The sequence below is a fragment of the Nocardioides sp. AN3 genome (assembly GCF_054653495.1).
Genome location: NZ_BAAIGC010000025.1, coordinates 31,638 through 44,537, shown reverse-complemented (window position 1 = coordinate 44,537; position 12,900 = coordinate 31,638). Strand labels below are relative to the sequence as shown.

Here is a 12,900-nt window from a genome sequence, read left to right as displayed (position 1 = left end):
TCTCGTGCCGCCGTCGAGTGGCGGTCATGCGGTCCGGCCGCGCGGGTGTGCTCTCCGGCGGTGGTGGGTGGCTCTCACAGGGTGTGGTTGGCGTCACACCGACGTCCTAGCGTGCGGTGACACGAGCTCACCAGCAGTTCAGCAGCCCATCAGGGCGGATCCGGGACAGCCCGATATTCCTAGGAGCAAGAATGAGCGACTTCGCGGTCAACCAGCGGACCAAGTGGTTTGTGGCCATGGGAGCAATGGCGTCCATGCTCGCCTTGAGCGCATGTGCAGCCAGGTCCGACAACGCCGGCGGCGCTGCAGCGGGTGACGCCAAGGCGAAGGTCAGCGTTGCCGTGCTCAATTGCACGGCGGCTCCGTACTGCGTTGCGGGAAATGACGCCATGACGAGCGAGGCGGCCAAGCTCGGCATCAAGGCCAAGATGTACGACGCCGTGTTCGACCCGGCGAAGACGGTGTCGTCGTGCAAGGACGCGATCGCGTCGAACAAGTACAACGCGATCCTGATCAACTCAGCGATCCCGTCCGCGAGCGTGGCCTGCGCGACCGCGGCCAAAGCGGCGGGCATCCCGGTGATCGGGATGTTCGGGCCCATCGGGACGGACACCGCTCATGCCGAGCCGACCACACCGGGCGTGCTGTCCCAGGTGCTCGTCCCGCTCGACACCCAGATCGACACGCTGATCGATGACATCGTGATCCCCGCCTGCGCCGACAAGAACCCGTGCGAGATCGGATGGCTGCGAACCACCAAGAGCCTTCCCCAGGGCGACGCGATCATCGACGAGAAGCTCAATGCAGCGCTCAAGACGCACCCCAACATGAAGATCGTCGGCGAGGTCTCGTCCGAGACGGAGGTCGGAGCTGCCGTGACGGCGACCAAGACCTTCCTGCAGAAGAGCCCTGGACTCGATCTGATCCTGTCCTACGCGACGCAGGGGACGTCCGGCGCGATCACTGCGCTGAAGTCCGAGGGCAAGGCTCCTGGCAAGGACGTCCTCATCGCCACAGCGGGCGGCAGCCAGGACGTCATGGCAGCCATGCGGCGCGGCGAGGTCTACGGCACCATCGTGAACCTGCCTGCCACGGAGATGAGGATCGCCCTCGATCTCGCAGCGGATGCAGTGCACGGCAAGAAGATCCCCTCGTCGGTGGACCCGCTGAAGTCGGCTGGACTCCCGCAGGCGATCACCCAGCGGAACCTGAAGGACTTCCCGGACTTCAAGGGTGAGTACACGCAGTGAGTCCGGACACCGTGCGCGACACCGCGAGAAGCCGACCTTCCGCCTCCGGTCGCGGCCTGGCCCTCGAGGTGACGGGGATCGAGAAGAGGTATGGCGCGATCCATGCCCTGAGGGGCGTGTCGCTCACGGTGGGGGCCGGAGAGGTGCGCGGCCTGGTCGGCGAGAACGGTGCGGGCAAGTCGACCCTGGGCAAGATCATCGCCGGTGTCGTCGCTCCCGATGCCGGGGAGATCTCGGTCGACGACCGGCCCCTGCGCCTCCACAGCGCTGCGGACGCTCTGGCGCACGGCATCTCCATCCTCGCGCAGGAGCTGGCCGTCGTCCCTCACATGACGGTCGCAGACAACGTCATGCTCGGTCAGGAGCCCGGACGCGGCCTCGCCGTCCACCGGAAGGAGCTGCGCAGACGCTTCCTCGAGCTGAGCGAGCAGGTCGGATTCTCGCTCGACCCCGATGCTCGTCTTGGCACGCTCCGCAGGAGTGAACAGCAGAAGGCAGAGATCCTGCGCGCGGTGGCCCGCGACGCCCGCCTCATCGTCATGGACGAGCCGACTGCCGCACTGAGCTCCGACGAGGCACGTCAGCTCGTGCGGGTGACGCGCCGCCTGGCCGCCGAGGGACGCACCATCGTGTTCGTGTCGCACCACCTCGACGAGGTGCTTGCGGTCTGCGACACCATCACCGTCCTGCGAGACGGGAAGTACGTCCGCACCGGCTCCTCGAAGACCGAGACGCCCGACTCCCTGGTCACGTCGATGACGGGGAACAGTCTGGCGTCCGAATACCCGCCCAAGTCCAAGCAGGCCCGGACGGGGACACCCGCGCTGCGAGTCTCGAACCTCAGTTCCTCGACGGGCCTCAAGGGCATCGACCTCGAGATCTGGCCGGGTGAGGTGCTCGGCATCGCAGGGCTGGTGGGGAGCGGTCGCAGCGAGCTGGCGCGCGCGATCTTCGGTGCGGATCCACACGACGGAACCATCGAGATCAACGGCGAGAAGACACGGATCGGTTCGGTGCGTCGGGCGATCGACGCGGGCATCGCGATGCTCCCGGAGAATCGCAAGGAGCTCGGACTCATGCTCGACCGCTCTGTCACCGAGAACGTCAGCATTCCACAGCTCCCACGTCTGGCGCGCTTCTCGAAGGTCCGGAAGCGTCTCGAGCAGAGCTCGGTCGACGAGATGCTGGCAAAGGTCGGCGTACGAGCATCTGCCGCGCACGCTGCTGTGGGAACACTCTCAGGCGGAAACCAGCAGAAGGTCATGTTCGCGAAGTGGTTGATGACGGGGCCGAGGATCTTCATCGCGGACGAGCCGAGCCAGGGTGTCGACGTCGGCGCTCGTGCGCGCATCTACGAGCTGATCGCCGACATGGCCCACCAGGGCATGGCGGTGCTGATCATCTCGTCGGAGCTAGAGGAGGTCATCGGACTGGCGAATCGTGTGCTGGTCATGAGGAAGGGACAGATCGTGAGTGAACTTGCGGACGGATCGGTGCACCCGGATGCGATCCTCGCACACGCGTTCGGAACGGCGGTGGCATCGTGACGATCGATCAGAAGCAGAGCGAGCTCCTGCCACAGGACGATGTCGGGCGCCGGAGAGTCCCGCTGGCCGGGCTCGCCCGTGAGTACGCCGTCCTCATCCTGTCTGCGCTCCTGTTCCTCTACCTGTCGTTCGCAGCAGACCACTTCCTCACCGTCGTGAACCTGAGGAACGTCGCGAGCCAGTCGGCGATCCTCGGAATCATGGCTTGTGCAGCCACCCTGCTGATCGTCGCGGGCAACTTCGACCTGTCGGTGGGTGCGGTGTTCGCGGCCTCCGGGATCGTGACGGTGCTCGTCGTCGAGAACTACTCGGTGATCCTCGGAGTAGCGGCGGGCATGCTCACGGGGATGGTGCTGGGGCTGCTCAACGGCGTGATCGTCACGAAGCTCGGCGTGAACTCCTTCATCGCGACGCTCGCCTCCAGCCTGGTCATGGGAGGCGTCATCCTCGTGGTCACCGGCGGGGAGAACACGAACACGACCAACATCTCCTTCATCACGCTGTCGGCTCGGCAGTTCCTCGGCCTCGACCTGATGACGTGGGTCTTCATCGGGTGGGCGCTCCTGCTCAGCTACGTGCTGGGTCGCTCGATCTACGGACGCTATATGTATGCGGCCGGAGGGAATGCTCTCGCGGCGGAGCTCTCGGGCGTCTCGGTGACCGGAATCCGCATGGCGACCTTCGTCATCAGCGGACTGGGCGCGGCGATCGCCGGGATCCTCTCGGCATCGCAATCGGGGAGCGTCCCGGTCACCGCCGGATCCAACCTCGTGCTGATCAGCATCGCTGCTGTCGTCGTGGGTGGCACGAGCATCTGGGGTGGGGACGGAGCAGTGTGGAGAACCGTCGTCGGCGTCGTCTTCCTCTCCCTCATCGACAACGGCTTCAATCTTCTGGACCTCGACCCGCTCTACGGCAACGTGGTCTACGGAAGCATCATCCTGATCGCCGCGGCGATCGACGCCCAAGCGCGGCGTAGCCGATGATGACGAGAGTGCACGATGCCGACGACGGCACGCTCGCCGATGTCGCCGCCGGCGTCTGGGCGTGGACGCAAGGCGACGGATCCTGGTGGATCAACAACGCCGGGCTGGTCGCAGGTGACGAGGGGGACATCCTCATCGACACCTGCGCCACCGAGAAGCGCACGCGTCGGTTCCTCGACCGGGTGAGAGCCGTGCGGACCGACTCCTTGATCCGGTTCGCCGTGAACACCCATCTCCACGGTGATCACACGTATGGGAACAGCCTGCTGCCGACGAGCACGAGCATCGTCGGGCACTCGCAGATGAGGGCCGGCTTGGAGGAGGACACGATCATCGACGCCTGTCCGCCGTTCTGGAGTCCGACCCCCGACTGGGGCCACGTGACCAAGCGGCTTCCCTCGGTCACCTACGAGGATCGGGTGGTGCTCCACAGCGGGTCGACAGAGGTGCACGTCGTGCATCCCGGCTACGCAGCACACACCCCGGGTGACTCGGTGGCGTTCGTCCCTGGGGTCGACGTCCTCTTCACCGGAGACCTTCTGTTCCACGAAGTGACGCCGCTGGTCTTCATGGGTTCGATCGACGGGGCTCTCCGCTCCCTCGACTGGATCGGAGAATTCGACGCGGAGGTGGTGGTCCCGGGCCACGGTGCGGTTCTCCAGCGGCGAGACGTCGAAGCCGTCCTGGACACGCATCGCACGTACTACCGTCTGATCCAGACAGCCGCCCGCAACGGACTCGCTGCTGGCCTGTCACCGCTCGAGACGGCCAGACGCACCGACCTCGGCGAGTTCGCGACGTTCCCGGACGCCGAGCGGATCGTGCTCAACCTGCACCGCGCGTACGCGGAGGTCACGGACTGGAACTTCGATCTTCTCGCCGCGTTCGACGATGCAGTGATCTACAACGGTGCGCGACTCCCGACCACTGTGTGATCGACCCACTCGACTAGGACACACCATGCGATTCTTGACGTTCTCCGACAACGGCACTGAGCGACTGGGCGTCGCCGCCGACGACAAGGTGTACGCCCTTCCCGTCGGTGCCACGCTCTTGGGCCTGCTCCGGGAAGGCGGAGACTCCCTGCGCCGAGCCGGCGAGGCCGCCCTGCGGAGTCGCGCCGAGGAGTTCTCTCCTGAGGACCTCGTGGTCCTGGCACCCATTCCCACCCCGCCGACCATTCGCGACTACATGACCTTCGAACAGCACGTCGAGGGCGCCATCCGGCTGGCCGATCCTGAAGCCAGGGTGCCAGAGCAGTGGTACACCGCGCCGATCTTCTATTTCACGAACCCTTACGCCACTGTGGGCCCCTACGACGATGTGCAGCTTCCTCCCGGTGAGACCCTCTTCGACTTCGAGCTGGAGATCGCCGCCGTTGTCGGCGGATCAGGACGAGATCTCAGTGTCTCTGACGCCGAGAAGCTCATCGCCGGCTACATGATCTTGAACGACTGGTCTGGCCGGTCGGTGCAGTTCAAGGAGATGACAGTGCGTCTGGGACCGTCGAAGGGCAAGGACTCGGCGAGCTCGATGGGCCCGTGGTTCGTCACACCAGACGAGCTGGAGTCCTTTCGCCAAGGACCCTCGTTCAACCTGCGCATGCGCGCCTATGTGAACGATGAGCTCATCGGCGCTGACACCTGGTCGAACATGGCGTTCAGCTACGGCCAGATGATCGCCTACGCCTCGCGCGGCACTCAGGTCCGCCCGGGGGACGTCTTCGGCTCGGGGACCGCCGGAAGCGGGTGCCTGGCAGAGGCCTGGGGCAACCAGGGATTCGACGCGCACCCGCCTCTCACTCCCGGCGATGTCGTCACGCTGGAGGTCGAGGAATTGGGGATCCAGCGATCGAGAATCGTCGACAGGGCCCAGCCGGCACGCGACGTGGAGATCTACCGGGCGAGAGCGGACCGGCCCTGAACCCATCACCCTGTGCCGTCATCGGCCTGAACCAAAGAGGACGAACATGGAGTTCCCGCTGACGATCAAGGACTTCCTCGACCGCGCTGTCACCGTCTATCCCGAGCGGGTCGCGGTGGTCGATGAGCCTGACCAGCCCGCAACATCCCTCGGCGCGCTGACATACAGGGAGGTCGACCGACTCGCTCGCTCCCAGGCCATCTCGCTCGATGAGATGGGCGTGCCTCCCGGGGGTCGGGTGGCTGTGCTGTCCCAGAACTCGGCACGACTCCTCGTCTCCTTCTTCGGCGTGTCGTGCTGGGGTCGCGTGCTGGTCCCGGTCAACTTCCGTCTCGCTCGTCCTGAGGTCGACTACATCCTGGAACAGTCGGGCGCCGAGGTGGTCCTCGTGGATCCAGAGCTGGCGCATCTGGTGAACCCTGACCTGCGGCTCCGCACGCTCGTGTTCGGCGAGACCGACAACGTTCTGTGGAGCCGGTCAGGCGAGCCGCGTCCGTGGTCCGGAGATGAGTCCGCGGCGGCCACCATCAACTACACGTCGGGCACCACGTCGAAGCCGAAGGGTGTGGTGCTCACCCACCGCAACCTCTGGCTGAACGCGACCACGTTCGGTTGGCACATCGGCCTGAACGACGACGACGTTTACTTGCACACGTTGCCGATGTTCCACGCGAATGGCTGGGGGATGCCCTACGCGGCCAGTGCCATGGGAGTGAAGCAGGTCGTCCTGCGGAAGGTCGACGGCCGGGAGATCCTTCGTCGGATCGAGGCTCACGGAGTGACGCTCCTGTGTGGCGCGCCTGCGGTGCTGTCGGCGGTGCTTGACGCGGCACAAGAGTGGGACGGCGTCGTGCCAGGCCGGGGTCGGGTCCGAGCCGTGGTGGCCGGCGCGCCGCCACCGACCCGGACGATCGAGCGCATCAGAGATGAGCTGGGTTGGGAGTTCATTCAGATCTACGGGTTGACCGAGACGGCCCCGCTGCTGACAGTGAACCGCATGCGGGCCGAGTGGCGCGACAAGCCGCGCGATCAGCAGGCGAAGCTACTGGGCCGTCAAGGCGCTCCGGCCTTGGGCGTGCGCCTGATCACTGACACGGCAGGAGAGGTGCTTGCTCAGGCCAATCAGTGCATGACCGGCTACTGGCAGATGGACGAGCAGACAGCGGCAGCGCAGGCCGGTGGGTGGTTTCACACGGGCGACGGCGGCCTGCTCGAGGACGGGTACTTGACGATTGTCGACCGCAAGAAGGACGTCATCGTGACGGGTGGGGAGAACGTCTCCTCCATCGAGGTGGAAGACGTGCTGTTGTCCCACCCCTCCGTCCGCGAAGCCGCTGTCATCGGCATCCCCGACCAGAAATGGGGAGAGCTGGTCACGGCGCTCATCGTTGCCGACCAGGCCGTCGACGAGGCTGAGCTGCTGCAGCACTGCCGTGAGCGCCTCGCCGGCTACAAGTGTCCCAAGCGTATCGAGATCAGGGAGAGCCTCGAACGGACCGCCACAGGGAAGCTCCAGAAGTTCAAGTTGCGGCAACCTTTCTGGGAGGGGCGCGCTAGTCAAGTGAACTAGGCGGTGCTCGAGCGAGCCGACGATCGCGGCCGCCCGGCAGGTTCGGGACGTCCTGGCATGTCGACAGAGTGGTTCAGCGGCTTCGAATCGCGACTCGTCGAAGCCGATGGGATCACTCGATCGCCAGCTAGATCAGCGGACGATGGCGGCTGTCGTGGTGGGCGTCGCTGACCGGATGGGAATCGGAACCTTCGCACTCGGCGCAATGCAGCCGGCCGGTCCACGGTCGATCGGTCGATGCTGGGCACTTCCTTTCCGCCGTTCGAAGCTTCTCCGATCGAAGGGCCTCCGAGGGTGAGCGAGCTTGGCTCCGGCGGCCGGCCGATGTGCTTCGGGCCCTGGATGACTCGTTGCAGGTAATCGGCATCGGAGCCGAAGATGCCACCGCCTGGGGTCTGCCGATGACTGTGCGACGCGCGCTCGCACGCACGAACTCCTCCGGCTTGGCATCGAAGATGCTGGTGTCGACGACGATGAAGTCGGCATCCATGCTTCGGCGATATGTCCAGTGCTGTGCTCGCCCCGCCAGGCCGGACAGGTGCGCCGAGGGACGGTTGGCGAATCCTCTGAAGAGAAGGTGACTCGGTGAGCGAAACAGAGCCCCGCGTGCGCGGGTCGAGCGTGGTTTCGTGAGTCCGTCGCCACACGCCGGACCTGATCGCATGGAACGTTTTCGAGGTGGCGACATCTGTCCCCAGAGAGGTGCCACGTGCGGAGTCCATTGTTCGATTCGTTGACGGCCGACGAGATCCGGCGGGTCGCCAGTGCGGTTCGGAGCGAGGGCATCGGAGGTGCGCGCCCCGGCTTCAGCGCGGTCTTCACTGACGAGCCGGACAAGCGGGCTCTGCGGCGCGGCGACGCGGTCGCACGCCGCGGCCGCGCCATGGTCGTTGACCGAGACACCGGTCGAAGCTACGACGTCATTGTCGACCTGGAGGTCGACAAGGTCGTGTCGATGACCGAGATCACCGAGGGCGCCGCTCCGGTCCTGCTGGCTGAGTTCGAGCTGGCCCCTGCGCTGATCAAGAGGGATTCCCGCTACGTCGAGGCCTTGGCGAAGCGGGGGATCAGGGATTTGGACAAGGTCCAGATCGACCCGTGGGGGGTGGGCAACATGGGCGACTTCGAGGTCGCAGGGCGACGACTCGCCGGCTCGGTCTCCTACTATCGCGAGTTCCCCGACGACAACGGCTACGCCCACCCGATCGAGGGGGTGATCGCGGTGGTCGATCTTGTCAGTCACGAGGTGATTGCGGTCCACGACTTCGGAGTGCGGCCGATGAACCCGGACCTGTGCAACTACACGGTCGACGCCAACCTGCCGATGCGCGACGACGTGGCATCGTTGGAGATCACCCAGCCGGAGGGCGTGGGGTTCAGGCTCGACGGGCCCGAGTTGACGTGGCAGAAGTGGCGCTTCCGCATCAACATGCACCCGCTTGAGGGCGTCGTGCTGCACGCAGTCGAGTACCAGGACGGGGACGACTACCGGTCGGTGATGCATCGTGGCTCGCTGGCGGAGATGGTGGTGCCGTACGGCGATCCGTCCGAGGAGCACTTCTGGCGCAGTGCGTTCGACGTCGGCGAGTTCGGCCTGGGCAAGCTCGCCAACTCGCTGCAGCTCGGATGTGACTGCCTCGGGGAGATCGTGTACCTCGACGCCGTCATCGCGGGCGAGGACGGGGAGCCGACGGTCATCAAGAACGCGGTCTGCATCCACGAGGAGGACGACGGGATCCTCTGGAAGCACACCGACTGGGTGACGGGGAAGGTCGATGTCAGGCGGTCACGGCGGCTGGTCGTCAGCTTCATCGCGACGGTCGGGAACTACCACTACGGGTTCTTCTGGTACTTCTATCAGGACGCCTCCGTCCAGATGGAGGTCAAGTTGCTCGGCATCGTCCAGACACGTGCTGTCCCGGATGGCGTTCCCACGCCGCACGGCACCCGCGTCGCCCCCAACCTGGTCAGCACCTACCACCAGCACCTGTTCTCATTCCGCCTCGACATGGAGGTCGACGGCTGGGAGAACACCGTGATCCAGAACGACGCCCACAGCGTCCCCGTCGGCCCGGAGAACCCGCACGGCAACGCGATCGGCGTGCGCAAGACCGTCATCGACACCGAGAATGCGGGCGACTGGGTGACCAACACGCAGTCCTCCCGGAACTGGACGGTGATCAACAGGAAGAAGACCAACGCGTGGGGGACTCCGGTGGGCTACAAGTTCCTCCCGGGTTGGAGCTCGGCGACCATGCTGGCGCAGGCTCCTTCGCTGATCGCGAGACGTGCCGGGTTCGGGACGCGCAACATGTGGGTCACGCCGTACCGCCCCGACGAGATGCGTTCCGCGGGCGACTTCCCGAACCAGAGCCGCAGCGGCGACGGACTGCCGCGGTGGACGGAGGCGGACCGGCCGGTCGAGGACACCGACGTCGTCCTCTGGCACACCCTCGGGGTCACCCACATCCCGCGTGCCGAGGACTGGCCCGTCATGCCGGTCGAGAAGGCCGGCTTCCACCTGCTGCCGGTCAACTTCTTCGACAAGAACCCGGCGCTGGACGTGCCGCCCTCGGAGGCGAAGAGCTGCCACCCCGCCGGCCCTGATCACCGTCACTGACATGACCGTCGGCGAGCAGTCGTCCCGCGAGACCGAAGGAATGAGCACCGTGACGTTGGCTGAGCGCAACAGCTTCACCCCCACAGCGGCCTACGACATGCTGGTCGGCGGTGAGTGGGAGTCGGCACCGTGCACGTTCGAGGCGATCGACCCGAGCGTGGGCACGCCGTGGACAGAGATCCCGCAGGGCAGCGTGGCGACCGTCGAGCGAGCCGTCGACGTCGCGCGCGCCGCCTTCGCCGGCTGGCGAAGGACCCCGCTCGACCGTCGGCAAGAGGTGCTGCTGGCCATCGCTGACCGGTTCGAGCAGCACGGAGAGCGGTTCGCAAGCCTTCTTGCGACCGAGAACGGGCGGCCGATCCGCGAGGCGCACATCGCCGACATCCCGACCGTGCAGGCGATCTTCCGCTTCTTCGCCGGGTGCGTCCGGGCGCTCAACGGCGAGCAGATCCCGGTCGCCGATGCCGAGACGCTGATCTACACCCGTCGCGAGCCGCTCGGAGTCGTGGCGGCGGTGCTCTCGTGGAACTCCCCACTCATCACGCTCGCGAACAAGCTGGCCCCAGCCCTCGCCGGCGGCAACACCGTCGTCGTCAAACCCTCGGAGTATGCCTCCGCGAGCATCCTGGAGTTCGTCAGGCTCATCGCCGACCTGCTGCCACCGGGCGTGGTCAATGTCGTCACGGGGGTGGGCCCCGAGGTCGGTGGGGCGCTGGTGTCGCACCCCGACATCGCGAAGATCACCTTTACCGGGGGGCCGGCGACCGCCCAGGCGATCCTGGGCAGCGCGGCCCACACGCTCACGCCGAGCCTGATGGAGCTCGGCGGCAAGGGCCCGATGATCGTCGCTGAGGACGCGGACCTCGAGCGTGCCGTGCAGGATGCCCTGATGGGCATCTACCTCGCGAACGGCGAGGCCTGCATCGCGTCGTCGCGCCTACTCATCCACGACACGGTGTACGACGAGTTCGTGGACCGCTTCGCCTCGATCGCGCGCCGGATCCGCGTCGGTGACGCGACCGACCCACGCAGCGAGATGGGTCCGCTGGTCTCCCGGCGCCAGCTCGACCTCGTGCGCGGTCATGTCGAGGGTGCTCGCGCCGAGGGCGTGCTCGTGCTGGCCGGCGACGAGCCGCTCGACCTCGACCCTCACCTGACGAGCGGCTACTACCAGCGCCCGGTGCTACTGACCGATCCCGACGGTCGTGCCGCGATCACGCGGACCGAGGTCTTCGGGCCGGTGACGGTCGCAGAGCGCTTCAGCGACTACGACGAGGCCGTCGAGCGCGCCAACTCGACGCGCTACGGGCTGGCCGCGGGGGTCTGGACGCAGGACCTGCGGCGTGCCCACGTGATCGCCGAGCAGCTCGAGGCTGGCATCGTCTGGGTCAATCGGTGGTTCGACCTGGCGCCGGGAATGCCGATGGGTGGCGTGGGTGAGAGCGGCTTCGGGCGTGAGCTCTCCTTCGAGACACTGCGCGAGTACACCGCGACGAAGTCGGTGAATCTCGGCCTGGGGCTCGATCGCACTGCGCTCTGGGGGCTCGGCTGACCAACTGAGGGCCGCCGGTGACTTGCCCGCTCACAGGTGGTACGAATCGCCTATGAGCGAGACATCGGAGACCGAGGGCTCGCCGGTCTCGCCGCGGGACCGGTTGCTCGACGCAGCGATCGAGATCGCGGGCCGCGACGGACTGGAGGCCGTGTCCTACCGCTCGGTCGCGACCCGGGCGGGCATGGCGCACGGCATGGTCCGACACTACTTCGGCTCCCGGGAGGGCCTGCTCAACGAGGCCTTCCGCCGGGCGGCTCAGCAGGACGCGAGCAGCGCGATGCTGCGGGCCGACACGGTGGAGTCCTTCGCCGAGTCGCTCGTCAGTTCCCTGAACCAGTCCTGGGAGCGTCCCGTGATGCAGTTCGACGAACTGGTCCAGGCGATCCGCGGCGTGCTGCCGATGGACAACGTGGTCCGGCAGTACGACGACTACCTCGGCGCGATCGGCGGCACCCTCCGGGCTCTCTCGATCAGCGATCCGGACGGTGACGCATCGGCTCTGCTCATGGCCACGCTGGACGGGATCGTGCTGCAGCACTTCATCTACGGCAGTGATGCGCGGACGGAGCGCATCCTGGCGCTCCTGCGGCAACAGCTACGAGAGCGGAGCGGGCGTGATGAGGCGAGCGGGAGGTCGATGCCGCTACGGAGCGAGTCCTCCGACTGATGCTCCCGGCCGCGGCCCGGACGTGGCGGACGATCTCATGCTCATCGGTTCGCGAGGACTGAACAACCGCTGACAACGCGGCCGTCGTCTCGCCGACGCCGTCACGCACCCCGACCGCGATGCTCTTCCACCCTCGAGCGACCACGTCGCGCTCGACGGCGTATCCCAGCTCGTCGACCCGCGTGAGCTCGCGGCGGAGCCCTGGCAGCGCCGCAGCGTCCAGCATCCCGAGGGTCATGAGACGGTCGATCGCCGCTTCGCGGGCACGTGACGACGCGAGCAGCACCCTGCCCGACGCGGTGGTGCTCAGCGGCATTCGCGCGCCGACGCTCGAGATCAGGTGGAAGCCCTGCCGGCCGTTGATCTTCTCGACGTACAGCACGTCCAGATCGTCCATCACGGACAGGTGCACCGTGGCGCGGATGGCGGTCGCCAGGTCGACCAGGATCGGGCGCGCGGTCGCGCTGAGCGAAGCAGGGAGCGGGACGTGGCGGCCGAACTCGAACATGGCGATGCCGAGCTGGTAGCCGTCTTCGGTCCTCGCCAGCATGCCGAGGTCCACCAGTTGCTCGGCAAGCCTGTAGACGGACGCCTTGGAGACTCCGGATCGTTGCGCGAGATCGGTCAGCCGCAGGGTCAGATGTCCGTCCTGGAAGGCCCGGAGCAGCGCGTTCGCCTTGCCGAGCACCGAGTTCAGCGTGGGATCGACGGCTAGGGAACCGGTCGGTTCAGCGGTCATCACAGGCGGCCTCCTTGATCAGCCTGAGCAGCGAAGACGCCGC

The 12,900-nt window shown here is 66.6% G+C and carries 9 protein-coding genes and 1 pseudogene; 9 read left to right on the top strand and 1 reads right to left on the bottom strand.

Going from position 1 to position 12,900, the window contains the following annotated elements; translation table 11 throughout:
- Window positions 1–191 precede the first annotated feature (191 nt).
- From ACYQ1K_RS21430 to ACYQ1K_RS21390, 9 genes and pseudogenes are all read left to right on the top strand, one after another.
- Window positions 192–1,250 (top strand): sugar ABC transporter substrate-binding protein, encoded by a 1,059-nt coding sequence (locus ACYQ1K_RS21430; RefSeq protein ID WP_459985323.1) that lies wholly within the window; start codon window positions 192–194, stop codon window positions 1,248–1,250.
- Entirely contained in the window at window positions 1,247–2,797 is a 1,551-nt protein-coding gene (locus ACYQ1K_RS21425) for a sugar ABC transporter ATP-binding protein (protein ID WP_459985322.1), read from the top strand. The genes ACYQ1K_RS21430 and ACYQ1K_RS21425 overlap by 4 nt, the downstream gene beginning before the upstream one ends.
- A complete protein-coding gene (locus tag ACYQ1K_RS21420) occupies window positions 2,794–3,783 on the top strand; it encodes an ABC transporter permease (protein WP_459985321.1) in 990 nt (329 codons plus the stop codon). The genes ACYQ1K_RS21425 and ACYQ1K_RS21420 overlap by 4 nt, the downstream gene beginning before the upstream one ends.
- A gap of 8 nt (window positions 3,784–3,791) precedes the next feature.
- Window positions 3,792–4,718 (top strand): MBL fold metallo-hydrolase, encoded by a 927-nt coding sequence (locus ACYQ1K_RS21415; RefSeq protein WP_459985320.1) that lies wholly within the window; start codon window positions 3,792–3,794, stop codon window positions 4,716–4,718.
- A 25-nt stretch (window positions 4,719–4,743) separates the two neighbouring features.
- Entirely contained in the window at window positions 4,744–5,706 is a 963-nt protein-coding gene (locus tag ACYQ1K_RS21410; protein ID WP_459985319.1) for a fumarylacetoacetate hydrolase family protein, read from the top strand.
- Window positions 5,707–5,752: 46 nt separating this feature from the next.
- Entirely contained in the window at window positions 5,753–7,276 is a 1,524-nt protein-coding gene (locus tag ACYQ1K_RS21405) for a class I adenylate-forming enzyme family protein (protein ID WP_459985318.1), read from the top strand.
- Between the two features lie 709 nt (window positions 7,277–7,985).
- Window positions 7,986–9,896, top strand: coding sequence for a primary-amine oxidase (locus ACYQ1K_RS21400; protein WP_459985317.1), 1,911 nt, complete (start codon window positions 7,986–7,988; stop codon window positions 9,894–9,896).
- A gap of 1 nt (window position 9,897) precedes the next feature.
- A complete protein-coding gene (locus ACYQ1K_RS21395; RefSeq protein WP_459985316.1) occupies window positions 9,898–11,448 on the top strand; it encodes an aldehyde dehydrogenase family protein in 1,551 nt (516 codons plus the stop codon).
- A gap of 52 nt (window positions 11,449–11,500) precedes the next feature.
- Window positions 11,501–11,680, top strand: a pseudogene (locus ACYQ1K_RS21390) (TetR/AcrR family transcriptional regulator); the annotation flags it as partial.
- A 310-nt stretch (window positions 11,681–11,990) separates the two neighbouring features.
- Here the strand turns inward: ACYQ1K_RS21390 and ACYQ1K_RS21385 are convergent.
- Window positions 11,991–12,857, bottom strand: coding sequence for an IclR family transcriptional regulator (locus ACYQ1K_RS21385; protein WP_459985314.1), 867 nt, complete (start codon window positions 12,855–12,857; stop codon window positions 11,991–11,993).
- Between the last annotated feature and the right edge of the window lie 43 nt (window positions 12,858–12,900).